Source organism: Nocardia sp. NPDC060255 (assembly GCF_042727395.1).
Lineage (GTDB): Bacteria > Actinomycetota > Actinomycetes > Mycobacteriales > Mycobacteriaceae > Nocardia.
In genome coordinates this window covers 22748-46621 of sequence record NZ_JBHXAU010000014.1, presented here as the reverse complement: position 1 = coordinate 46621, position 23874 = coordinate 22748, and the positions used below count along the sequence as shown (strand labels likewise).

Here is a 23874-nt window from a genome sequence, read left to right as displayed (position 1 = left end):
CCGGTTCGCTAGTTGAGCGCCTCGGGTGCGGTGTCGCCCGGTTCCATGCTGTAGCGCACCGGGCGCCGGTGGCCCGGCGCGTGACCGAGCCTGCCGTGCTTCAGCTCGATCACTTCTTCGCGCCGATGCTCGACCACCAGGGCGCCGATGCCGAGAATCCAGAGCGCGGCCGTGATGATCGCGCCGGTCTGGGTCCAATCGTGGAAGCCGTATCCCGCGGCGGTGAGCGTGCAGGCCAGCGCGACGATGCCGAGCGCACACAGAATCAGGCCGGGAACGTTGTAATTGTCGCCGAGCAGATCCCCGGCCTGAGCGTGCCAAGGCCGATTTTCGCGGCCGTCATCGGTGGTGCTACCGAACATGGTTCCTCCTGTGGAGTCAGCGCAAGATCAGTGACACATTCCGATCATCATGAACCTCACTCGGGGAAAACGGCTAGCAATTGACGTTTCAGGTGATGTCGCGTCGTTTGGCCCCTATTGTTGGTCGGGATATCGGGGCGGGTCCGGGTAGTCCGAGGTTCCTGCACGGTTGTTGGTGTGGAGAGGGACCTGGCATGGCACGGGCGGAACGCCGTGAAAGTGAACGTTGGCCTGCGGCAGGGCAGGACGATCGGTGGCCTGCGGCGGGCGAAGAGGAACAGTGGGCCGATCCGGAACCCGAGGAGCGGTGGCAGGAACCCGCGCCGAGCCGGCGTCGGACCGGTCGGTTGCGGGTGGAAATTCCGCCGATTGTGAATCCGTATGCGATTGTCGCGCTGGTGGCCGCGCTGGTCGGGTTGTTCCCGGTGGCCATCGTTTTCGGGTTCATCGCGTTCTCGCATCCGCGTGGCCGGGTGATGGCGATGTTCGCGCTGCTGATCGGGGTCGCGGAGGTGACCGCGTTGGCCGGGGTCGTGGTGGTGTCGGGAAATATGCTGCCGGACTCGCTGACTCGCGCGAACAAGCCCGCGGCGAGTGTCACGGCACCGGCGACCGTGGCGCAACTACCGCAGCCGACGGTCTCGGCCGTGCCGCCGCCGGTGGTGACCACGACGGCGAGCCCGTCGACAGCGAATCAGAGCAACCTGAAGAAGGGGGCCTCGTGCACCGAGGGGCAGGTCGGGCAGATCGGTAGTGCCTCGGACGGCGGCACGCTGATCTGTCTCGGCACCAGCAGCGCCTACCAGTGGGCGGGCCCGTACACCGTGTCGACGGCGGTCCAGCAGGCCGGGGCGAAATGCGATGGCACGACGGCGAAGACGGGCCGCACCGCGGACGGCCGCGCGCTGGTGTGCGAACCGGCGACTCGCAGCGGCACCTGGGTGCTGTGGACCGAGTAGCGGTGCCTACTCCTCTTTCTTGGCCCGGCTCGGCTGAACGCGCGGCGGTTCGTTGGGCATCTTCGGATACTGCGGCGGCCACGGCGCGTCCATGAGACCCGCCGCCATATCGCGTTCCGACATTTCCAGCAGCGGGGCAATGGATTGCGGTGCGCGATCGGCCCACGGGTCACCGAGCTCGGCGAGCCGGCCGGGCACGGTGGCGATGGTCAGTTCGTCCGGCGCGACGTTGTCCAATTCGGACCAGGCGATCGGGGTGGACACCTGCGCGCCGACCTTCGGGCGCACGCACCAGGCTCCGAAAACCGTTTTGTGCGGGGCGTTTTGGTTGAAGTCGACGAACACGCGGTTGCCGCGTTCTTCCTTCCACCACTGCGCGGTGATCTCCTCGGGGTGACGGCGCTCCAGTTCCCGCGCCAGCGCGACGGACGCCGCACGCACCTGGTAGCCGTCCCAATTCGGTTCCAGCGCAACGTAAATGTGCAGGCCGCGCGAACCCGAGGTCTTGATCCGCGACTCGATGCCCAACTCGACGAACAACTCTCGGGTGAGCACGGCGGCATGCTTGAGGTCGTCGAAGGTGATGCCGGGGGACGGATCGAGGTCGATGCGCAGCTCGTCGGCGATCTTCAGGTTGTCCGCCCGGTTGGGCCACACGTGAAAACCCAAGCAGCCCTGGTTGACTGCCCACAGGATGTGCGCGAGATCGTGCGCGACGAGCGCGTCGGCGGTGGTGCCGTTGGGCGTGGACACCTCGACGGTGTGCAGCCAGTCCGGCGCGGTTTTCGGCACCCGCTTCTGAAACCAGGACTTACCGGAGGCGCCGTCGGGATAACGCTCCAGCAGGAGCGGCCGGCCGCCGACCACATTCAAGAACGGTTCGGCCACCGCCTGGTAGTAATGCACGAGATCGAGTTTCGTGTCCCCGCGCTTGGTGAAATACACCTTGTCGGGATTGCTGATGGTGACGGTCCGGCCGTCGGTCTCGATATCGACTGACGCTGTCACTTCGCCTCACTGAAGATCGCACTCAATTCCGCGGGCGGCGCCTCGTCGAGCTGAGCGTAGGTACACGATTCGGGTGTGCGGTCGGAGCGGAAGCGGACCAGCCTGCCGCCGTGGCGTAACCGCCCGGACTGCACGTGTTCGTAGCGGACCTCGGCGACCAGTTCGGTGCGCAGTGCCACCCAGGAGAGGTCTTTGCCGCCGGTCCAGCGGCTCACCCCGCCGGGCATCTTGCCGTCGGCTTTGGCCTGCGCGGCGGCGTCGGCCCATTCCCGCCACGGATGGTTTTCCAGGGCGTTCTCGCGCAGCGGCGCCAGTTCCTCGACGAGTTCCTTGCGCCTGGCCGCGGTGAAGCTGCTCGCGACACCGACGTGGTGCAGATGTCCCTCGTCGTCGAAGAGTCCGAGCAGCAGCGATCCGACGCCCTCGCCGTCCTTGTGCCACCGGAATCCGGCGACCACGCAGTCGGCGGTGCGCTCGTGTTTGACCTTGAGCATCACCCGCTTGTCCTGCAGGTAGGCCAGGTCGTTGGCCTTCACCATGACACCGTCGAACCCGGCGCCCTCGAACCGGGTGAACCAGTCCTCGGCGACCGCGGGATCCTGGGTGATCGGGGTGAGATGGACCCGCGCGAGCTCGGTGTCCAGGATGGTTTCCAGCAGCCGCCTGCGCTCGGCGAACGGTTCCTCGGTCAGATCCTTGTCACCGAGGGCGAGCAGATCGAACGCGACGAAACTGGCGGGCGTCTCCACCGCCAGCTTGTTCACCCGGGAGGCGGCCGGATGCAACCGATTCTGCAGGGTGTCGAAGTCGAGGCCCTCGTCGGTGACCACGACGATCTCGCCGTCCACCACACACCGCTCCGGCAGCGCCTTCTTCAACAGCTCGGCGACCTCGGGAAAGTACCTGGTCAACGGGCGATCATTGCGAGAGCCGAGCTCGACCTCGTCACCATCGCGGAAGACGATGCAGCGGAAGCCGTCCCACTTGGGCTCATAACTCAGCCCCGCCTCGTGTGGCACCGCCGGCGCGGTTTTGGCCAGCATAGGTTTGACAGGCGGCATCACCGGTAGGTCCACGCGATCCTCCTCGGATTCGGTTCTCACCGGTACCGACGGACTGATCGAGCGAAACTCATCGGTACTTGCCGATGATCGTAAGCGCCGCATCCGACAAGATCATCGAACTTGCGGATGCGGCGGCACGGGAACTACGGCAAGTCCAGCCAGCCGTGTTGTTCGGCGAAGACGGTGAGCCGGTCGCGGATGGTGAGGATCTCGCCCGCGGTGAGGGCGGGGCTCGCGTCGAGGAGTAGCTCGGTGATCAGTCGTTTGTGTTCGGCGGCGTTGAGCTGGCCCGAGTTCGACCGGTGTTTGATTTTGTGCGGCCCCGGCGGCGGACTCGGCTGGCCACCGACCACGCTCAGATTGACCGCCTTCGGCCCACGATCACCCTCTGTCATGTCGAATTCGAACACCCGCCCCTGCCGCAACTCGTCTTCATCCAGACCGATGTCGTTGACGTGCACGAATACGTCCGGCCCGCCGTCCTCCGGTCGAATGAAACCGAATCCCCGAGAGCTGTCGAACGACACCAATTTCCCGATGGACACCAACACCCGCTCCTCGTCGCGCCGTCGCTACCCGGTCACCTTAGCCCGCGTTATCGTCGCTGTTGGACGAAAGCGCCTTTTGCAATGAATTGAAAACGGTGAGTCCCTGACCGACCATTCCGTTGACGAGTTCGCTCACGCCGTCCGGGCCGTTGAGCACGGTCAGATTCGCGCCCGCCAGCCCGTTCGAGGCCTGCTTGACGATTTCCGGCAGTTGTTCGATCAACAACTGGTCCAACGCGATCCGGTTGTTCGACGCGGCGGCCGCGGCCTGGATCCTGGTGCGGTCGGCCTCCGCCTCGGCCAGGATGCGCACCCGTTCCGCTTCTGCCTGAGCGGGTTTCACCACTTCGGTCTGCAGCTGCTGCTCGCGCAGCTCCGCGGTCTTGCGGGCCTGCTCGGCCTGCGCGGTCAGCACCTCCTGCAGCGCCATCGCCTCGGCGAGCGGACCAGCCTGTGCCGCTTCGGCATTCGCCTTGTCGATGTCGCGCTGATACTGCGCGCGCAGGATCGCGGTCTCGCGTGCGTACTCGGCCTGCCTGCGCAGCGACTCCTGCTCCGCCTGCGCGGACAGCTGCGCCGCTTGCGATTGCGCGATCTGCGCGTCGCGCTGGACGGTGGCATTGTGCGGCGCGGCGAGTGCCTGAATGTAGCCGAGGTTGCCGTCATCGATCGACTGGATCTGGAACGAATCCACCCAGAGGCCGATATTGCCCATCTCGACTTTCGAGGCGACGAGTACTTCATCGGCCAGTTTCTGGCGCTCCCGGATGATCTCCTCGACCGTCATCGAACCGACGATCGAGCGCAGATGACCGGAAAAGATGCGGCCGGTGAGGACCGACATCTCCCTTTCCTGTTCGGACAGGAAGCGTTGCGCGGCATTCACGATCGAGGTGGTGTCGTTGGCAACCTTGAACGCGATCACCGCGCGGACCTCGAGCTGGATCGCCTGCTTGGTGACGCAGCGCTCCTTGATCTCGGCTTCGAACATCGCCAGCGACAGGTAGCTGACCTTGCGGAACAGCGGAACCGCCCAGGTGCCGCGGCCGATCACCACCTTGAACGGCGCGTTGTCCTTGCTCTTGGCGCCGCTGATCAGCATCGCCTCGTCCGGGTCGGGTACGTGGTAACCCAGCACGGTTGTCTCCCTTACAGTTTCAGATGGTTTCGGCCGGATCTGGCGGCAGCGGTATCCAGGGCACCACATCGACGATGCGCCCCGGACTGACGTCGATGACCAACACGGTGGTGCCCGCCGGAATCGCTTCGACGGCACGTGCGATGTACAGCTCCGTCCCCCCGCGAATTGCCACCAGGACCTCCCCGAGCAGCCCCGCGCCTCGGATCGGCGATGTGAGCGTACCCGTCAAACCGACCACGGGGTCGCTCATCGCAACGATCTCCTCCCACTCGTATCCAGGCTCGCCACACTACGTCTCACACAGCACGTTTCGGTATACGAATGGTGCCTGCGAACGTAACGCGATCGTTGTGACGACGGAATGTCCAGGTTGCGGGCATGTGATCCGTTCCGATAGCACGCGGGTATGTTGCTTGCATGGGAGGACGACTCGCGTTGGTTGTCGGGTCCGAGTGTGCGGCGCTGGGGGAACTGGGGTTCACCGGCGAACTCGCCACGGGGTTGTACGGGAGTCTGACGGAGGTCGGCGGGTGGCGCTCCGCCATCGACGACGACGGCCCGGTGCTGAATCCGACTGCGGCGCAGCTGGTCACGGCGGTGGACGTGGCCTTCGAGGCGGCCGGGCAGCGGCAGGCGACGCTACTGCTCGCGTTCATCGGGCACGGCGTCGCCACCAGCGCCGAGGACTTCTATCTGCTCGGGCATGACTCGCCCGCGGTGCCCAACTCGCACAACGCCTTTCATCTCACCCAGGAGATCAGGGAGCGGCTGAACCAGTCGGCCGTGGACGGTCTGGTGGTGCTGGTCGACGCGTGTGAGACCGGGCAGGGTGTGCTCGGCGCGGCGCGGCGGTGGACGGATCTGCTCGCGCAGTCGGCGGGCCGGATGGAAATGCTGGTCGCGGCGGGGAACGGGCCCGCGTTTTCCGGCTGCTTCACCAGGACCATGCTGTCCACCTTCGATGACGGGCTGCCGCTGCGCGGGGAGAACCTGCTGCCCGCGGACCTGGTCGACCCGATCGCCGGGGAATGCATTCATCAACAGCCGCAATATCTTTCGTTCACCTCGGGGGCCGTGTCGGTAGCGCACGGCGCGGATCCGGGACTCTGGTTGGTGCCCAACACCGCTCGGCATCGCGACGCCGTAAGTGGGCGCTCCGCAGCGGGTTTCGTCGATCAGCTGACCCGCGGGCTGCTGGTGACGCCCGACGTCCGCGAACATCTCGACACGATCGTGGACGCGGGCAGTAATCGGCTGCGCGTGGTGATCGGCCCGGCCGGTGCCGGTAAATCCACCCTGCTCGCCATGCTGATTCGGCCCAGCCTGGTGGAAGGCCTGGCGGTGACGCCCGAATACATCACCGCCGCAGTGTTCCTGACCGCCGCCAGCTCGATCGAGGCGGTCGCGGCCGAGCTGGCCGCGCAGTTGAGCGCACGGCTACCCGGCTTCGCGGAGGCGGCGCAGGCGGTGCACGTGCATCTGGCCCGAGACGAGTTCGACATCTTCGACCTGTCGGTGCGGCACCCGCTGGCGCGGCTGTCGACCGCCGGTCGGCGGGTGACGATCGTGCTGGACGGATTGAACCAGCCGCAGGAAGGCACGCGGCGGCTGCTGATCTCGGCCATCGCGGATCTGACCCGCCGCCACGATCTGCGGCACGTGCGGGTCATCGTCGGCATCCGGGACGGCACCGGCGTCGAGGACGATCCCGCGCTGGCCCACATGTACCGGATCGACGTGGGCGAACCCGCCGCCGACGACATCGCCACCGTCGTCGGGTCCGCGCGCGGCAGCGGTGCGCCCACCGACCCGGCGGACTGGGTGCACTGGATCCAGTCGCTGCTGATCGAAACGCCCACCGACGTCGAGGGACCGCACGTCGTCTCCGGCGGCTGGCTGCTGGCCAGGATGCTGTTAGAGGTGGCCTCGAGCATCACCGACGGTGCGGTCGCCGCCGGTATCGGGCTCGATCGGATCGTCGCGCTGCGGGTCGACGCGGCGCTGCGCGGGATGTATGCCGAAACATCCGGGGCGACAGGTACTTTCCTCAGCATCATGGTTGCCGCCGGGGTCGGGCCGGTGCTGCCGATCGAGCTGCTCGATGCCGCGCTCACGGCGCGCGGGTTCGACCTGCACATCGCCCGAATCCGGGACATGACAGTCGCTTTGGGTGCGCTGGTCACCCGCAGTCGTCCCGGCACGCCGCGTGAGTCCCTCGGCGTGACCCACGGCGCCCTGCTGCCCGGACTGCGCGCCGAATGCGCCAAGCTCGGCGCGGAACTCGAAGACGCGCACCGGGCCATCGTGACGGCCATCAAGCAGAGTCCCGGTGATCGTGCAGCTGACTATGCACGCGGCTCGGCCGTGCGGCATTGCCTCGCGTACCGGGATTCCGCCAGTGCCCTGCACTTCCTCGAGCTGCTGCAAACCACCAGAGCCGCGGACAACCGGGACCTTTGGGCGGCCTGGGTGCCCGCGTTCGTCGAGACCCTGGGCCCCGACCACCCGGACACGCTGACCACCCGCAGCCGTGAGGCCTACCACCGTGCCGAAAGCGGCGATCTGGTCGGCGCGATCAGCGCCTTCGAGCTGCTGCTGGCCGACCGGCTGCGCGTGCTCGGCCCGGATCACCCGAAAACCCTTGGCACGCGCACGAATCTGGCCTCCTACCGGGCCCGCTGCGGCGATTACCTCGGTGCCAGAAGCGAATACAAGCGCCTGTTCGCCGACCAGCGCCGCCTGCTCGGCCCCGACGACCCCGACACCCTCCGTACCCGAAACGATCTGGCGTCCAACCGGGCCGACCTCGGCGACCTCGTCGGCGCCATCACCGACTTCGAACAGCTGCGCCTCGACCGCGCCCGGGTACTCGGCGCCGACGACCCGCAGACCCTGCGCACCCGCAACAGTCTCGCCTACTGGCACGGCGAGAACGGCGATTTGACCGCTGCCCGAACCGAATTCGAACAACTCCTCGCCGACAACCTGCGCATCTTCGGCCCCGACCACCCGTCCACCCTCGCCGCCCGCAACAGCCTGGCCGCCTTCCGCGCCCGCAGCGGCGACCTCGCCGGGGCGGCCACCGAATTCACCCACCTCCTCGCCGACCGCCTCCGCGTGCTCGGCCCCGACCACCCCGACACCCTGACCACCAGAAGCACTCTCGCCGACTACCGCGCCGACACCGGCGACCTCCCCGACGCCATCACCGAACTCGAACACCTCCTCGCCGACCGGCTCCGCGTGCTGGGCCCCGACCACCCCGACACCTTCGCCACCCGCAACGACCTGGCCACCCGCCACGCCGAAGCAGGCGACCTGCCCCGAGCGATCGCCGAACTAGAGGTCCTGTTGGTAGCCGAACTCCGCGCCTTGGGCCCCACCCATGCCGCCACCATCCGCACCCAATCCACCCTCGCCCACTGGCGAGCCCAACTCGTCAAGTAGGCGCGCGGTGCGGTGAGGCCCGAGCGCAGGTTGGATATGCTGAGCGCGGCGGTCTCCGACCGCTGGATCGCGGGAACGAGCCCGCCGCACAGGTGTGGAGGCGCATGTCCGAGGCATTCGATTGGTCATGGCTCCGGCAGGCAACTGCCGTGCCAGAGATCACGTTGGATTCGTATCTCGAGCTGCCGGAAGACTTATCCCGGCAAATCGAGGTCGAGGACGGCCGAATAATTCACTGTGAGTCGCCGAGGATCTGATCATCAAGCGACGGCTGTACGCGAAGGCCGGCATTCCGCACTATTGGATCATTCGGATGGCAGGGGACGACGGCATCGCGATGTCCATCGAGCGGTTGCGATTGTCGGCGGACCAGGTGTACGTGAGCGGCGGCGGAGCCATCCGCGACAAAGATCTCTTCGCGGTCCAGACCTCCGACCCGCTAGAAGTCACGGTGACCTGGGAACAGTTGGATCGAGGGTTTCCCGCCTGATCCGTTGGCAGCCCTCGCGTCAGCTTGGTCCGCGAGTATCTTCCTCCGGATCCACGCCGATCAGCTGCGCGTCTCGGTCCTGACCATCGACTACGTCGCATAGTGGCGCACCGAACTCGGCGACCAGGGCCACGACCTACCAGGGGACGACGCCCTCGTCGTCGAAGAAGCCACCACGTGGTCCGTTATCCGGCAGGGTGGCAAGGCGGATTGCTATGGCGGCGCCTTGGTCGGGGGTGCGAGGTGAGTTGAAGCCGGTGAAGTCGGTGGCTACGTAGCCGGGGCAGCAGGCGTTGACGATGATGTCGGTGTCGGCTAGTTGGCGAGCGTATTGGGTTGTGAGGCTGTTGAGTAGGGACTTGGAGGGGGCGTAGGCGGCCAGGATCGGGCCGGTTTGCAGGGTTAGTGAGCCCATGTTGCTCGATACGTTGACGATGCGGGGTGCGGGGGCGCGGCGGAGCAGGGGGAGCATTGCGTTCGTTACGCGGACGGCTCCGAATACGTTGGTGTCGAGGACAGTTCGGAGGACGTCGAGGTCGAGGGTTGTCGGATCCTGTGCGCCACCGTCGATTCGGCCGGCGATGCCTGCATTGTTGACGAGCACGTCGAGTCGTCCTGCGGTCCGTTCGATGGTTGTCGCTGCGGCGGTGACGCTGTCGCCGGAGGTGACGTCGAGGGCGACGCCGAACGCGTCGATGCCGGTGTTACGCAGGCGCGCAACAGCTTCCGCGCGCCTGGCGTCGTCGCGGGCTCCTACCGCGACGGTGTGGCCGAGCGCTCCGAGGCCCTGGGCGATGGCGAAGCCTATTCCCTTGTTCGCGCCGGTGACCAGCGCGATCTTTGTGTCGTTCACTCGATCAATCCTTGGTGAGCCCGGATGGATCGTCCAATATCGGTTCAGTGCACTGTGATACTCACCAGGTATCAGCCGGTAGGCTGCCGACGTGCATGATCTCGAGACCCGCGAGCTCCGGTACTTCATCGCCGTCGCCGAGGAATTGCACTTCGGCCGCGCCGCCGGTCGGCTCGGGATCGCCCAGCCGCCGCTCTCGCGCGCGATCCGCCAGTTGGAGCAGCGGCTCGGCGTCCGACTCTTCGACCGGGACCGTCGTGGCGTGGCGCTCACCGATGCGGGCCGGGTACTCCTTAGGGAGGCCGCGTCGGCTCTCGACGCGGTCGCCGCCGCCGCGCGCCGGACGCAGCGTGCCGGAAGTCCGCAGCGGCCCTTGGTGCTGGTGACGAAGGCAGGGGCATCCCACGAGTTGCTGCGGCGACTCCTCGACGCGTTGGCGCGCGAACCCGATGCGGCACCTGTCGAAATCCTGCTGTGCGAGGTAGGTGAGCAGGCACGACGGCTGCGCGACGGGCAGGCCGACGTGGCACTCATGCATCGCCCGTACGACGACCTCGCCGGATTCGACACCGAGGATCTCTACGTGGAAGGGCAGATCGCGCTCCTGCCCGCCCGGCATCCGCTCGCAGCGCGCGAGAAGCTGACGTTGGCGGAGGTCAGCGCGGTGCCGGGCCTGCCGATCGCTCGATGGCCCCGACTCGACGGGACTTACCCGGACGGGCCGGGGCCGGAGGTTCGCACCCAGTCGCAGCTCGCTCAGCTCGTGGCGCTCGGCAAAACCTTGCTCGTTATCCCCGCCTCCAGCCGGGCTTGGCAGTGGCCCGAACACGTCGCGGTGCCGGTTGTCGACGCGCCGGATGTCACCACGGTGATCGCGTGGCCGCCGAGCAGCCGCTCCCGGGCGGTCGCCGCGCTCGTTCGTTCGGCAGCCGAGCTCCGCGACACCGCGCCGCGCTTGCTACCACAGATCGCGGGCTAGCCTGGCTGCGCCGACGGTCATATAGCCGCCGGTCAATGTCGCCAGCGCAATGGCGGTCGTGCGCGGGACGTCACCGCGTACGACATGGGCGGCGCCGTGGGCGGTGTCGATGAGGTCGACCATCAGCCCGATGCGTTGCCATCGCGGGCGCTCATCAGCGGGGGCCGTCAGGTAGCCCAGGCCGAGTGCTACCCCTCGCGCGCCGAAAATTCTTGTCAGGTAGGTCAATTCGGGGGTCGAGCGGGTGCCGAAGGCGGTGATCATGGTGCGTGGCATTACGAGGGCTGCGACACCCAACATGATTCGGCCGACGGCTAACCCGCGCATCGCACCGGACAGTGGGGGAGGTGACACGATATTCGTTGTCATACGTATCAGGGTTCCCGAAAGACGCTGCGGGGTCGATTACCTCGGAGGTAGTCGACCCTCGGGCCGGGTGTCTACGCGGTCCACTTCCCGCGCACGCCCGCGAAGACCTGGGCCGCCGGGTCGGCGGTGATCTTGTCGGAATCCGTGTCGTAGTCGTACAACTCGGCGTAGCGGCCCCAGTCGATGGCGATATCCAGTTGCCGCCGAGCATCTTCCGGCCCGAACCCGCGGCGCAGCAGGTCGAGGAAGAAGCCGGCGCGCAGGCTGCCGTCGGAACTGCCGGTGAGGCCCTTGCAGATGGTGCGGACCAGGGGGGCGCGGTGACGGGCTTGTTCGGCGAAGATGCGCTTGCTCTCCTGGATGTCGGCGGTGGTGAAGCTGGTGCCGATGTCGGTGAGCAGCACGTCGCCGTCCTCGACGGTGATGAAGCCGAGCATCTCGGCGGCGTCGACGAGGGGTAGCAGGTCGTCGATCTCGAAGTTGAGCTCGTCGGCGATGTCGGGCAGGTCGGCGCGGCCGCCGTTGGCGTAGACGAGTTCGACCAGGCCGGCCAGTCCGCCGACCGAGGCGTCGGGCAGCGGCTGGGCGGTGGGGGTGGCCTTATCCGGTTCGGCGACAACGGGTTCGGTGTCGCGGCCGGTGAGCAGGCCGTAGATCTGATCGACCATGGCCTCGAACCACGGCGCGCGCCGATCCCGTGGACGCTGCTGCGACACGGGGATTTCGGCGATGATGCGACCAGGGTTGGAGCCGAGGACCAGTACCCGGTCGGCCAGCTGCACGGCCTCCTCGATGTTGTGGGTGACGACGCAGATCGCCTTGGTCGGGAAACCGTCGGTGGCCCACAGGTTCACCAGTTCGGTGCGAAGGTTCTCCGCGGTGAGCACGTCGAGCGCCGAGAACGGCTCGTCCATCAGCAGCAGATCCGGTTCGAGCACCAGGGCCCGGGCGAAGCCGACTCGCTGGCGCATGCCGCCGGAAAGCTCCTTGGGGTAGGCGGATTCGAAGCCGTCCAGGCCGATCATGTCGATCGCGGCCAGTGCCCGCTGCTGCCGCTCGGCCGGTGGCACGTTGCGGGCGGCGAGCCCGAGTTCGACGTTGTCCTGCACGGTGAGCCACGGCATCAGCGCGAACGACTGGAACACCAGCGCGGCACCGGGATTGCTGCCGTTGAGCGGGGTGCCTCGGTAGGTCACCTCGCCGTCGGACGGCGCGATGAGCCCGGCGATGATGCGCAGCAGGGTGGACTTGCCGGAGCCGGAACGCCCGAGCAGCGCGACGATTTCGCCGCTGCGCAGCTGCAGATCGATACCGTCGAGCACCCGCAACTCGTCGCCCGCGGCGCCGGTGAATCGCTTGCCGACTCCCGAGATGTCCAGCAGCACCTCGCGGTTGGCCTCGGTGGTGGTCACGGTCATGATGGATCTCCCGTCGAACGGATGGAGCAGTAGCGGGCGTTCACAGCGAGTACCGCCGTTCGGCCAGTGCGTAGAGCCGCCGCCAGAACAGCCGGTTGATGCCGACCACATAGATGCTCATGACCAGCACGCCGATCAGGATCCGCGGCGAGTCACCGACTTTGGTCGCCTCGTGGATGTAGGAGCCGAGCCCGGCCGCCACCAGCGTGGTCGACCCGTAGTCGACGACCTCGGAGACGATGGACGCGTTCCACGCGCCGCCGGCCGCGGTGATCCCGCCGGTCACATAGCTGGGGAAGATGGCGGGCAGGATCAGCCTGCGCCACCACAGTTTTCGCGGCAGTTGCAGGTTGGCCGCGGCCTCGCGCAGGTCGGTGGGCACCGCGCTGGCGCCCGCGATGACGTTGAACAGGATGTACCACTGCGCGCCGAGCGCCATCAGGATGGTGCCCGCCCAGTTGAGGCTGGCCCCGCTCCACACGAGCACGGCGGTGATGAACGGGAACAGGAAGTTGGCCGGGAAGCTGGCCAGCACCTGCACCACCGGCTGCGCGAGCCGGGACACCTTGGGGTTCAACCCGATCCACACACCGATGGGCACCCACACGATGGTGGCGAAGACCAGCAGCACGATCACCCGCAGCAGCGTCAGGAAGCCGAGCCCGAACGCGTGCCCGACCTCACCGAAGCCCGCGGTGGATTCGATGTAGTCGGCCACCCGATACCCGCCGTAGGCGACCCCGGCCGCGACCACCGCGGCGAACACCAGATCCCCGGCGCGACGCCGGACCGGCGAGGCGTGCAGCGGGTACTCGGCGAGCCCGAACACGCTCATCAACCGATCCAGCGGCGACACCAGTGGACCGAACACCTTGCCGAGCAGCAGCGGAATGTGCGAGCGCCGCAACAGGTTCAGCATCACGCTGCGCGGTGCGTCGGCCGCCCCGGTGTCCTCCACCCGGAACCGCTCGGCCCATGCGGTGAGCGGTCGCCAGAACAGAAAGTTCACCCCGACCACCATCACGACCATCACGCCGATCGCGATGAACACCTTGCCCAGATCGCCGTCTCCGGTGGCCGTCGCGACGTAGGAACCGATGCCGGGCAACGCGTATTCGTGGTTGTTCACGCTGATCGCCTCGGACGCGACCAGGAAGAACCAGCCGCCGCCGAAGCTCATCATCCCGTTCCAGACCAGCGGGATCATCCCGCTCGGCGCATCGACCCGCCAAAAGCGTTGCCAGCGTGACAGTCTCAGGTTCCGCGCCGCCTCGTCCAGCTCGCGCGGCTGCGCGGCCAGGCTGTGGTAGAACGCGAACGCCATGTTCCACGCCTGCGAGGTGAAAATCGCGAAGATGGAGGCGCTTTCGAGGCCGAGCTGGGAGCCGGGGAACAGCGCGATGAACCCGGCGACGGTGATCGACAGGAACCCGAGGATCGGCACCGACTGCAGGATGTCGAGCAGTGGCAGCAGCACCGTGCGGGCCCGCCGCAGCCGTGCCGCCGCGGTCGCGTAGACGAAGGTGAACAGGATCGACAGCCCGAGCGCCGCGAACATCCGCAGCAGCGAGCGCGCCGCGTAGTAGGGCAGCTGCGCGGGATCGGTGGACACGGTGGCGGGCGCGTCGGCCTGGTCGAACGGCACGTTCGCGCTGGCCGATACCCGCACGACCAGCCAGATCAGCACGGCCGCGCCGACGAACACGACGACGTCGGCGAACCGATTGCGCGGCCGGTCGAGCGCGCTGCCCGCAGGAAAAGAACGAAGCAGAGTCATGCCTGCGGGCCCTTCACATCCGTGGTGGCGATGTGCCAACCAACACTGGTCACCGACGGTTCCAGGCTGAGCCTGCTCACCGCCGACTCCATCTGGCGATCGTCGCGCTGATCGCCGAACAGTTCGGCGCGCACCTCGACCCGGCCCGGCGTGCCGGTGTTCGCGCTGGAGATCGAGATCAGCTGAAAGTCGGTGCGGGTCAACGCCTGTACGAGCAGGGCACGCACGTGCGCTTCGTTGTCGTCGTTGGTGACGGCGGCGAACGCGTAGGAGGCGGGCTGTTCGTGACCGGCCTCGGGCTGCTTGTCCACGGCGCGTCCGGCCGCGCGGAGTGCGACGTTGACGCCGACCACCGCGACGGTGCCCGCGGCCGCGGTGCTGTACATGCCCGCGCCGGCCAGCGCGCCGACCGCCGCCGCGCACCACAGGGTGGCCGCGGTGTTGAGGCCGCGCACGTTGAGCCCGTCGCGGATGATGACGCCCGCGCCGAGGAAGCCGATGCCGGAGACGATCTGTGCGGCGACCCGGGTCGGGTCGGCGTCGCCGCCGGAGAAGCCGTGTGCCGACAACAGCACGAACAGTGTCGCTCCCGCGGCGACGAGCGCGTTGGTGCGCAGGCCCGCCATCCGGGCCCGATACTGGCGCTCGAAGCCGATGGCCGCGCCGAGGCCGACCCCGGCGAGCAGCCGGAGAATCATTTCCACTGTTGTCATGACCGCACTCCCTGAACTTTGTCAGCGCACCGTCGAAAACAGCAGGTTACGGGGTTTTTCCCGAGGTGAAATCAGCTGTTGAGGTGTCGCCGGGTGAATATTTGGCTAACGGGGGATACGGACTATTACCGCCGGGCATCCGGCTCACCTCCTTGGTCCATCAGCGCACGGCAAATACCGCACGTCATTGACTGATCGTTGCAGAGCGCAGCAGTGGAACCCGACAAAAACGCCGGTGAGCACCCCTCCTCGTAAGACCTTTGGCACTTCACGGCGTAAACCCGGTGGAGCCGGGAGCCAATCGGGATCACCCCTTAAGCCGGGGAGATCTGTCCTGACCCGGGGCGTCTCTCGACGTTCGGGGTCGCTGGCCTGTTTCCGTGAAGGAGCCTCAGCGAACGATCGGCACCTTGCGCTGGTCAGTAAACACCCGAACGGAAGCGATGGCAACCCGGATGTGATCGCGGTCGCATCGCGGGGCCGAATTCCGTTGTGCCCGAGCGCAGAACGCGCTCTGTCAGGATTTGTACAGTGAGCGGTACGCGGTGATCACCGCGACGCAGTGGTCGATGATCTCGTCGCGGGTGGCGCGCAGCGAGCCGTTGAGCCAGGCGGAGAACATGCCCGCGTTGCCGCTGGCCATGGTCACCGCGGCGAGCCTGCGCTTGACCGGATCGTCGATGTGTGAGAACAGGTGGTCCTGCATGAGCCGGGTGAAGACCGGCATCACCGAGATGGTGGTCTGGCCGAGGCCGGTGCTGGAGTAGGGCTCGACCAGGAAGAGCCGGGATTTGCGCGGGTCGTCGAGCACCTTGTCGACCAGGATCTTGGCCAGTTCGCGGTCGCGGGTCGGCTCGTCGGTCGCGGCGAACGCGGTCATCGGCTGCAGGAACTCGTCGGCGACCTGCCGATAGAGCACGTCGAGGAGCTCGTCGCGGCTGGTGAAACTCTCATAGAAGTATCGGTCGGTCAGGTTGGCCCGGCGGCACACCGCACGCATGGTGACCCCGGCGGCGCCCGCCTCGCCGATCAGATCGAGCGCGGCCTCCAGTAGCGCGGTGCGGCGCGCCTCCCGGCGTTCGGTGAGGGTCGTGCCGCCCCAGATCCGTGGGCCCGCGTCGTCGTCTGATTCCTGGCCTGATTGCACCGCACCAGACTAGTGCCTGGTCGGCGGCGAGATCGGCGCCCCTGACATCGGGGTCTTGCCGTCGCTGATCCGGGACGGCCATCCCGCGGCCACCATCGGTTCACTCGCGCTGGTTACGGTGCGCCCGATCGGTCGGCGGTACAGCGGAGGTTAATGGCGAGTGGACGGCTCCGCGGCGGGGGTTTCGACGGGGGGGTACGTCAGCAGGAGGACGGCCAACATGCCGAATTATCCTGCGTTACAGGTGATTCGGCAGCCGTGTCTGGTCCGTGTGCCGCGTCCCGCGCGGCTGCCACTGGCCCCGGCACAGGAGCGGATGTGGCACACGTCCCGGGCAGGTGGCTCTAGCGACTGGAATGTGGCACGCGCCGTTCGCATTTCGGGTCACGCGGTGAGTCTGCCCGCGCTGGCCGCGGCGATCGGTGATGTCGTCGACCGGCACGAGCCGCTGCGCACCTGCTATCCGGCGACCGCGTCGGGGCCTGTTCAGGTGATCGTTCCGACGGCCGAGGCTGTGATCGTGACGGAGATCATCGCGTCGACCGAAGCCGAATTGTCTTGCCGCATCACGGAATTTGTGACCGCGCCCTTCGATCTGACAACTGATCTGCCCTTCCGTGCCCGCGTATGCGTGCTCGGTCCGCAGGAGGTGGTGTTGATCCTTGTCGCGCACCACATCTCGATCGACGGTCGATCGGTCGCGCCGCTGATGCGCGACCTGGCCACCGCGTATCTCGCCAGGCAGACCGGCCTATCGCCGGGATGGTCGCCACTGCCGGTCGACTATGCCGACTACACGCTGTGGAAGCACGCGCAATTGGGCGACTACAACGACGAGTGGAGCCGCGCGACCCAGCAACTGCGCTACTGGGCGAACGCGCTCGCCGGACGGCCCCCGGTACTCGAATTCGCCTGCGCGCGTTCGGCTGACGTCGCACGCGACACCACCGGCGCCACGGTGCCCGTGGTATTCAGCGCCTCGGTGCACAGCGCGCTGCTGGTGCGCGCACAGCAAGCACGGGCGAGTCTGCTGATGGTGCTGCAAGCGGCGTTCGCGGTCGTCGTCGGTGCGCTCGCCGACAGCACGGACATCACTCTCGCGACAGCCGTGGCGGGTCGCGACCACCGCCTGCTCGACGATCTGGTCGGCAATTTCGCCGACGACGTGCTGTCGCGCATCCGCCTCGACCGCGCCGCCGATGTCGACGAGCTGCTCGACCAGGTACGCCGGGTCACCCTGGCCGCGTTCGCGCACCCGGACACGCCGAACCAACGGCTGCGCCGCTGCCTGCTGCAGGACGCCCGCTGCCCGCTGTTCCAGGCGACGCTGATCCTGCAGCGCGGCACCGTGCCCGAGCCCGCCTGCCCCGGCACGCTGACGATTACCGAGCTGCCCACCGGGGTGACCAGGGCGAAGCACGACCTCGAATTCGGCCTCGTCGAGCGCTACGACCGGGTCGGCGCGCCCGCGGGCGTGGACGGCGTGTTCATCTATCCGACCGCGCTGTTCGACCAGGCAACGGCGGCCGAGATCGTGGCGCTGTTCACCGCGACCGTCGAAATCCTGGCCGACGGCTGTCGCGGATCGCTCGATTCGTTGCTGCCCGAGGCATCGCTCAGGGCAATACGAGACAAACCGGGCCGAGATTGACGCCGTTGCCCACGGTGGCCGCGGTCGAGACGAATGCGCCCGAATTGTGCACCGCGTACACGGTGTGATTGCCGGGGAGCAGCGGCGTCCACTTCGCGGTCACCGTGCCCGACGTCGGGACGGTGAGCCAGCCGCCCGGGTCGAAGGTGCCGGTCGGGTCGAAGAATCCGACCACGTCGCCGGGTGTCGCGGTCGCCGTCGCGATGTAGGTGCAGTTGGTGCCGAACGAGGTGGAGCTGCCGAAACTCAGCCCCGGTGCCACGCCGACGGCGGAGACCGCGGCCGGTGCGGCGGGCGCGGTGAGCACCAGGGCCGCGGTGATGGCACCGAAGGAGGTCAGTGCGGCGGCGACGGATTTCTTCGACCGGTACATGATGAGTCATCTCTCTCGGGCGGTGACGTACAGACAGCGCTGGGTTCCGCGCTTCGTGAGCAGTCTCCCCGCGACCCGAAAGAGACACGCGCGAAATGGCCGATGGCCCGCGCGCGTCACCCGCCACTTTCCAGCGGCAGGCCCGCATCCCGCCAGGCGACGATGCCGCCGGCCAGGCTGCTCGCGTCGTAACCCGCCTGCTTGGCCCGGGTGGCGAAGCGCAGCGACAGCTCGCCCACCGGGCAGACGAACACCACCGGCCGGGAGCGCGGGAACGGGATGCCGTGCGCGAACATGTCGTCGAGCTGGTCGTCGCGAATATTGAGCGCGCCAGGCACATGCCCGATGCGGTAGGCCATCGAACCGCGGGTGTCCACGATGGTCGGCTTGCCGGTGCGGTCCAGCTCGGCCAGCTCGTTCGGGGAAAGGGTCGGCGTGGCAGCCTGTTCCGTCGCGGTGAGCGGCGGTAGGCGGTCGGCGCGGTCGAACAGATCGGGCCTGCGCTTCTTGATGTAGGACAGGTACGGTTCCAGCCGGTCGCAGACGATGAACACGGCGACGATCGGCCCGTCCGTCCGCTCCGAGAGATCGACTGCGGCAAGGGTTTCCAACGCGGCCGCATAGCTGGCACCGCTGGTCGGCCCGGCCAGGATGCCGTAACCGGTGGCGAGGCGCAGCGTGGCGTCCACCGCGTTCCCGGCGTCGACGGTCACGATATCGTCGTAGAAGTCGGCTTGGAACAGGCCGACATCCCACATCTCGCTCTCCGAGCGGATGCCGGGAATGAAGTCGCTGCGGTCGGAAACCACGGCGACAGTGCGCAATTCGGGATTGTGCTTGCGCAGATAGGTGGCGGTCCCCCTGGTCGAGCCCGTCGTGCCGAGGCCGCCGATCAGATAGTCGACCCGATTGATGCCGTCGGCGGCCAGGTCCTCGTGGATCTCCCGGCCGGTGCCGTGGTGGTGCGCCTCGATGTTCTTCTCGTTGGTGTATTGCGACGCGTGAAAGTAGGCGTCCGGCTGCTGCGCCATCGTCGCCTCGATCACCGAGTACACGTCGTTCGGCGTGGTCGGATCGGGGCACTCGGACAGACCGGGCAGCTCGACGATCTCGGTCCCGAAGAGCTGCAACAGCTCTCGCACCTCGGCGACCTTGATCCGGTTGGTCACCGCGCGCAGCCCGATGCCGTGCATCGCGCCGAGGATCCGCAGCGCCTTGGCGGTATTGCCGCTCGACGCCTCGATGAAGGTCTGCCCGTTCGCCACGATGCCGTCGAGTTCGTCGCGGATCATGCCCCACGCCACCCGATCCTTGACCGAGCCGAAGGGGTTGCAGGACTCCAGCTTTGCGTACAGTTCGACGTTGGGGAGACCGTGCACCGCGGGGTCGAGCCGCAGCAGGGGAGTGTTGCCGATGAGTTCGGTGATGTGGTCGTAGCGCATCAGGGTGCCTCGGTGGGGATGCGCGGCGAACGTCGCGGTGCGGACTGGTGTGGTGGCGGTCCGATCGGTAGCTCAGGTTGATAGTCGGCGTCGAGGCATACCTGGAAGTTGCCACCGCGGTGCGCGACCGCCAGTTTGATCGGCGGTGGCCGCATCGAGGCCGTGGCCGCGGACAGATCCATATGGTAGGCACCGGTATTCGGGAACACCACCAGATCGCCGGGCCGCGGTCGCTCCGGCAGCCACACCTTGTGATTGGTGATCAGATCACGTTCCAAGCAGAGCCGCCCGGCGAAATACACACCGACAGGCGCGGTTTCGCCGAGACCGTGCTTCGGCAGCACGACCGGATCGACCATCACCTCCTGATCGGCCGGTGTCACCGAGTCACGGCTCAGGTCGAGGTTGACCAGCACCGTGCCGTCGGCGATCTCCTTGACGAACTCGACCGTGGCCACCGTCACCCCCGCGTGATCGACCAGTGCCTTGCCCGGCTCCAGCCACATGTCCAGCAGATTGTCCGAGGCCACCTCGGCGACGGTGCGCCCGCCGTGCCGATCGAGTGGCGCGGTGCACAGGTCCTCGAGCATCGTGGTGGCCGGAATCGTGTTGGCGTACTTGTGGAACACCGGTATACCGTGCACCGCGCCACCGGCGACGTGATAGCCGAAGGTATTGCTGCCCCAGCTCATCGGCTCCCCGCGGCCGAGCAGCGATTCGCGCAAGGCGTGCACGTAGGCGTCGAATTGGTCGGCGTCGGCGGTGAAGACCTGACGATACCCGCCGCCGATATTCAGCACCGTCGGTGTCAGCCCGTAACCGTAGGCCCGTTCGACCAGCGCCAGACACGCGTCGATCGCGCGGATCCGCTCGCCTGTGTCGCCGGAGTCGAGATGAAATGCGAACCCGAGGAAGGAGATTCGATCACGGTGCGCCGACAGGAGTTCGAACGCGCGCTCGATATGTCCGAGCGACACCCCGAACCGGCTCACCTGACCGTCATCGAATCCGGAAACACGCAGCAGCACCGGCACTTTCGTGCGGGTCAACTCGGGGATGCGGGCCAACTCCCACAGATTGTCCACATTGATCGTACAGCCCTGATCGATCAGATCACGCAGGAACACCTCACCTTTCGGCCCGGTCACCTCGATCCGCTGCGGCCCGAACCCGGCGGTCACCGCGCTGGCCACCTCCTGCGGTGAGGCGGCATCGATGGCGATCCCGGCCCGCGCGGCGGTCCGCACGAACCCACCAGACTGATTCGCCTTGTGCGCGTAGCAGATTCGATACCGCGTCAGCACGCGATCGAGCACCGAGCGGAACTGCGCGAGGTTCTCCGCGAACACCTGCGGGAACACCAGGTGCACCGGCGAACCGAACCGATCCAGCGCCGCCGCCACCGCGCCCGGCGTATCGAGAAAGGCGCGCACCAGCGGATCGATCTTCGCGGGTAGTGCCGGAATCGGTGCCGTCATACCGCAGTTTCCGACGCCACGACACCCTCGGCGGCGACCGCGGGCCGCTCGGCGACCGGGTTGTAGCCGCCGTCCCGGATGGCCTCGAAGGCCCTGGCGCGGTTGCGCGGACTGCGGAACTCGGCGACCACCCGCTTGCTGATCAGATCGATCTCCACCACCCGGATGTCCATCGACTCCAGCACCCCGCCGATCGTCCGGACACAGTGCTTGCAGGTCATATCCGGCACGTAGAACACCTGATCCTCGGCGGTGGCCGCCCGGTCGGCGGTATCGCCGTCCAGGTCGGCGCTCACCTCGACGAGCTCGCAGCGCCCGGCGACCTGGGCGAACACCGCGACGAACTGATCGACCACCACCGGCAGGATGCTGTAGTGCCCGCCGCCGAGGTGATGCGGCATCGCGGCCAGACACGCGGGCCTGGTCCCCGCGGGCAGCAGCGCGTACTGGCGGGAGATGAGGTCGAGGTCGTCGTGATACTTGGCCAGCGCCGCCGGAATGCTGAGCCCCTCCACGTGGGTGGCCCGGCGCATCACCGTGTGCGCGTCGGCGATGGTGGCGTCCTTCATCGCCCGCAGCGTCGCCACCGTCTCGGCGGAGTAGCGCACGGTGCCGTCGGGCTGCGCGATCAGGGTCACCGGAATCATGCCGCGCCGGTAGGTCGAGGCCTGCAGCTCCCAGTACCAGCGAGTGGCGACGGCGGAGAAGAGGCCGGATTCGTGCATGCCGAGCGCGAATTCGGCGGCGCTGCGATACGGCGTCTGCCTGGCGAGCAGGGCGTGCTGGGCCAGCGCCCGCCCGGCGGCCTCGATGCCGACCCGGAAGATGTCCATCGGCTCGTGGTCGGTGGTGGTGCCGTCCAGCATCGCGTGTTCGCGCGGGCCGAGTGCGGAAATGCGTTCGGTGAAAGCGGTATTCGCGTCCAGCGCGTGCCACAGCGCCAAGACCGTCTCGCGCATGGCGATCGGCACCTGCGGGCCGAGCCCGTCGGCGCGATAGTGGCCGGTGTTGGGGATGCCGTCGCTGTCGGTCCAGGTGATCCGGTGCGTGGCGCTGGTGACCTGGTACGGCCGGCACGGCCGCATGAATCGCTCCAGATACAGCCGCTGCGAGAAGGTGAGGTGACTGTTGGGCTCGGTATGCAGTGCGGTGCAGGTGAATTCGAACTTGCGCCGGTCGGGGACGGGCACCGGCGCCGCGAACAGGCCCGGCTGCGCCAACCCGGCGAGCACCCGGGACGCGGCCCGCCGGTCGTAGCGCGGAGTGTCCATGGTCATCTGACCTCCTCGGCAATCGTCTTGACGCACTGGGTGAATCGGTCGATCTCGTCGGCGGTGTTGTAGATGTGGGTGCTGACCCGCACCGAGTCGTCGGCGTCGGCGAGCCGTTGGTCGAACGCGCTGTCCTTGACCGCGACCGTGCAGTGCAGGCCGGTGCGGACCAGGAAACCCAGTTCGCTCAGCACGAAGCCGAGGTCGGTCGCGGAGATCCCGTCGAGGGTGAACGAGACGATGCCGTAGCCGCCCGGGTTCGGCGCATGCGCTGGGCCAGGCAGGAATTCGAGCCCGCGGATGGGCCGGAGACCCTCGATGAGCCGCACGGTCAGCGCGTGATTGTGGGCCGCGATGGCACCGATATCGAACGACTCCAGCACCTCCAGCGCGCTGCCGAGCGCGAGGATGCCGGGGATATTGTGCGTGCCGCCCTCCAGGAGCGCGGGCATCGCCGCCGGCACCAATCCAGCCTCGCTCACCAGCACCCCCGAGTTACCGCCGGGCAGGAATGGCACCAGGGTATCGTGGACTCGCCTGTGGCAGTAGAGGATTCCGGTTCCCGGTGCGCCGAACATCTTGTGCGCGGCGAAGATCGCGAAGTCCGCGCCGAGTTCGGTCACGTCCACCGGCACATGCCCACCGCTCTGGCTGCAGTCGAAGCACAGCAGAATGGCCGGGTCGAGCAGGTCGCGCAGTGGTGCGAGGGTGGTCAGGCCGCCGTATACGTGGTGCAGATGGCTGGTGGTGATCAACCGGGTGCGCGGGGTGACCTTGGCGAGGATGTCGGCGGTGTCGGCCTCCCCGGTGCCGGTGACCCGATAGGGCACCAGCTCGATCCGGCGGCCGAAACGCGCGAGCAGGCCGCGCAGGTGGTACCAGGGGTGCACGTTCGACGCGTGATCGGCTGGGCTGTAAAGGATTTCGTCGCCGTCCTCCAGGACGGCCAACCCCCAGGAGAGCGTGACGGCATTCAGTGCCGCGGTCGCGCCACCGGTGAAGACCACCTCGTCCGGATACTCGGCGCCGATGAAGGCCGCGGTGCGATCCCGGATTCGGCTCAACCGGGTGGTCAGGCTGGTCGCCCACGGGTAGGTTCCGCGCCCGGCGTTGGCGGTTCGTGAGCTGTGATACCGATGAATGGTCTCGATGACCGGCAGCGGCTTCTGCGTGGTCGCGGCGCTGTCGAGGTAGATTTCGGTGGATTCGGTCAGGGCGGGGAAGAGCTTCCGGACGTCGGTCGGGGTCGGCGTCGACGCTGCCGATAGTCGGGTGGTTGATGGCCGCGCGAAATGCGACCTCGAGGCCTGGGATCGCAACGTGACGCTCCCTCCGCAAAACCCGTTCACAAGGTGCGTTGGACGCCACCCACGATACGCACTTT

Annotated in this window: 22 protein-coding genes and 1 riboswitch; of the genes, 5 read left to right on the top strand and 17 right to left on the bottom strand. The window is 67.5% G+C overall.

The features are described from left to right. Nucleotides 1-8 precede the first annotated feature (8 nt). Entirely contained in the window at nucleotides 9-362 is a 354-nt protein-coding gene (locus tag ACFWF1_RS24725; RefSeq protein ID WP_379291577.1) for a hypothetical protein, read from the bottom strand. A gap of 194 nt (nucleotides 363-556) precedes the next feature. On the opposite strand from ACFWF1_RS24725, the gene ACFWF1_RS24720 reads away from it, so the two are divergent. Further along, the gene (locus ACFWF1_RS24720; protein WP_379291579.1) at nucleotides 557-1321 is read left to right on the top strand and encodes a DUF4190 domain-containing protein; all 765 of its coding nucleotides are present in this window, start codon (nucleotides 557-559) and stop codon (nucleotides 1319-1321) included. A 6-nt stretch (nucleotides 1322-1327) separates the two neighbouring features. On the opposite strand, the gene ligD is transcribed toward ACFWF1_RS24720, so the two are convergent. The 5 genes from ligD to ACFWF1_RS24695 all read right to left on the bottom strand — a co-directional run bounded on the left by ligD (nucleotide 1328) and on the right by ACFWF1_RS24695 (nucleotide 5332). Continuing rightward, nucleotides 1328-2329 carry a non-homologous end-joining DNA ligase gene (gene ligD, locus ACFWF1_RS24715; RefSeq protein ID WP_379291580.1) on the bottom strand — a complete coding sequence of 334 codons (1002 nt, stop codon included), beginning with the start codon at nucleotides 2327-2329 and terminating at the stop codon, nucleotides 1328-1330. Then, complete coding sequence (locus ACFWF1_RS24710) at nucleotides 2326-3405, bottom strand: ATP-dependent DNA ligase (protein WP_379291582.1); 1080 nt, start codon at nucleotides 3403-3405, stop codon at nucleotides 2326-2328. The genes ligD and ACFWF1_RS24710 overlap by 4 nt, the downstream gene beginning before the upstream one ends. Nucleotides 3406-3536: 131 nt before the next feature. Beyond that, entirely contained in the window at nucleotides 3537-3944 is a 408-nt protein-coding gene (locus tag ACFWF1_RS24705; RefSeq protein WP_379291584.1) for a cold-shock protein, read from the bottom strand. A gap of 34 nt (nucleotides 3945-3978) precedes the next feature. Beyond that, a complete protein-coding gene (locus tag ACFWF1_RS24700; RefSeq protein ID WP_379291586.1) occupies nucleotides 3979-5079 on the bottom strand; it encodes an SPFH domain-containing protein in 1101 nt (366 codons plus the stop codon). A gap of 19 nt (nucleotides 5080-5098) precedes the next feature. After that, complete coding sequence (locus tag ACFWF1_RS24695) at nucleotides 5099-5332, bottom strand: hypothetical protein (protein WP_379291588.1); 234 nt, start codon at nucleotides 5330-5332, stop codon at nucleotides 5099-5101. 167 nt (nucleotides 5333-5499) lie between these two features. Between ACFWF1_RS24695 and ACFWF1_RS24690 the strand changes: the two genes are divergently transcribed. Continuing rightward, nucleotides 5500-8529 carry a tetratricopeptide repeat protein gene (locus ACFWF1_RS24690; RefSeq protein ID WP_379291589.1) on the top strand — a complete coding sequence of 1010 codons (3030 nt, stop codon included), beginning with the start codon at nucleotides 5500-5502 and terminating at the stop codon, nucleotides 8527-8529. A 313-nt stretch (nucleotides 8530-8842) separates the two neighbouring features. Continuing rightward, on the top strand, nucleotides 8843-9019 hold the full coding sequence (locus tag ACFWF1_RS24685; RefSeq protein ID WP_379291590.1) for a hypothetical protein: 177 nt from the start codon (nucleotides 8843-8845) through the stop codon (nucleotides 9017-9019). 136 nt (nucleotides 9020-9155) lie between these two features. On the opposite strand, the gene ACFWF1_RS24680 is transcribed toward ACFWF1_RS24685, so the two are convergent. Continuing rightward, complete coding sequence (locus tag ACFWF1_RS24680) at nucleotides 9156-9872, bottom strand: SDR family oxidoreductase (protein WP_379291591.1); 717 nt, start codon at nucleotides 9870-9872, stop codon at nucleotides 9156-9158. A gap of 91 nt (nucleotides 9873-9963) precedes the next feature. Between ACFWF1_RS24680 and ACFWF1_RS24675 the strand changes: the two genes are divergently transcribed. After that, on the top strand, nucleotides 9964-10851 hold the full coding sequence (locus ACFWF1_RS24675; protein ID WP_379291592.1) for a LysR family transcriptional regulator: 888 nt from the start codon (nucleotides 9964-9966) through the stop codon (nucleotides 10849-10851). Here ACFWF1_RS24675 and ACFWF1_RS24670 read toward each other — a convergent pair. From ACFWF1_RS24670 to ACFWF1_RS24650, 5 genes are all read right to left on the bottom strand, one after another. Next, complete coding sequence (locus ACFWF1_RS24670) at nucleotides 10831-11220, bottom strand: hypothetical protein (protein WP_379291594.1); 390 nt, start codon at nucleotides 11218-11220, stop codon at nucleotides 10831-10833. The two genes, ACFWF1_RS24675 and ACFWF1_RS24670, sit on opposite strands and share 21 nt — an antisense overlap. 71 nt (nucleotides 11221-11291) lie before the next feature. Further along, nucleotides 11292-12638, bottom strand: a complete 1347-nt coding sequence (locus tag ACFWF1_RS24665; protein ID WP_379291595.1) for an AAA-associated domain-containing protein — start codon at nucleotides 12636-12638, stop codon at nucleotides 11292-11294. A gap of 40 nt (nucleotides 12639-12678) precedes the next feature. Beyond that, on the bottom strand, nucleotides 12679-14415 hold the full coding sequence (locus tag ACFWF1_RS24660) for an ABC transporter permease (RefSeq protein WP_379291596.1): 1737 nt from the start codon (nucleotides 14413-14415) through the stop codon (nucleotides 12679-12681). Next, nucleotides 14412-15128: an MgtC/SapB family protein gene (locus ACFWF1_RS24655; protein ID WP_379291598.1), complete on the bottom strand. Its 717-nt coding sequence runs from the start codon at nucleotides 15126-15128 to the stop codon at nucleotides 14412-14414. The genes ACFWF1_RS24660 and ACFWF1_RS24655 overlap by 4 nt, the downstream gene beginning before the upstream one ends. Before the next feature lie 238 nt (nucleotides 15129-15366). After that, a riboswitch (M-box (ykoK) riboswitch) is annotated at nucleotides 15367-15538 on the bottom strand. 107 nt (nucleotides 15539-15645) lie between these two features. Next, complete coding sequence (locus ACFWF1_RS24650) at nucleotides 15646-16275, bottom strand: TetR/AcrR family transcriptional regulator (protein WP_357388440.1); 630 nt, start codon at nucleotides 16273-16275, stop codon at nucleotides 15646-15648. A 220-nt stretch (nucleotides 16276-16495) separates the two neighbouring features. Between ACFWF1_RS24650 and ACFWF1_RS24645 the strand changes: the two genes are divergently transcribed. Then, on the top strand, nucleotides 16496-17926 hold the full coding sequence (locus tag ACFWF1_RS24645; RefSeq protein WP_379291599.1) for a condensation domain-containing protein: 1431 nt from the start codon (nucleotides 16496-16498) through the stop codon (nucleotides 17924-17926). Here the strand turns inward: ACFWF1_RS24645 and ACFWF1_RS24640 are convergent. From ACFWF1_RS24640 to ACFWF1_RS24620, 5 genes are all read right to left on the bottom strand, one after another. After that, entirely contained in the window at nucleotides 17892-18299 is a 408-nt protein-coding gene (locus tag ACFWF1_RS24640) for a hypothetical protein (protein ID WP_379291600.1), read from the bottom strand. The two genes, ACFWF1_RS24645 and ACFWF1_RS24640, sit on opposite strands and share 35 nt — an antisense overlap. A 116-nt stretch (nucleotides 18300-18415) precedes the next feature. After that, the gene (locus tag ACFWF1_RS24635; RefSeq protein WP_379291601.1) at nucleotides 18416-19741 is read right to left on the bottom strand and encodes a pyridoxal-phosphate dependent enzyme; all 1326 of its coding nucleotides are present in this window, start codon (nucleotides 19739-19741) and stop codon (nucleotides 18416-18418) included. Further along, entirely contained in the window at nucleotides 19741-21219 is a 1479-nt protein-coding gene (locus tag ACFWF1_RS24630) for an alanine racemase (protein WP_379291602.1), read from the bottom strand. Before ACFWF1_RS24630 ends, ACFWF1_RS24635 begins: the two co-directional genes overlap by 1 nt. Next, complete coding sequence (locus ACFWF1_RS24625; RefSeq protein WP_379291604.1) at nucleotides 21216-22496, bottom strand: heavy-metal-associated domain-containing protein; 1281 nt, start codon at nucleotides 22494-22496, stop codon at nucleotides 21216-21218. Before ACFWF1_RS24625 ends, ACFWF1_RS24630 begins: the two co-directional genes overlap by 4 nt. Then, on the bottom strand, nucleotides 22493-23809 hold the full coding sequence (locus ACFWF1_RS24620) for an aminotransferase class V-fold PLP-dependent enzyme (RefSeq protein ID WP_379291606.1): 1317 nt from the start codon (nucleotides 23807-23809) through the stop codon (nucleotides 22493-22495). Before ACFWF1_RS24620 ends, ACFWF1_RS24625 begins: the two co-directional genes overlap by 4 nt. Nucleotides 23810-23874 lie beyond the last annotated feature (65 nt).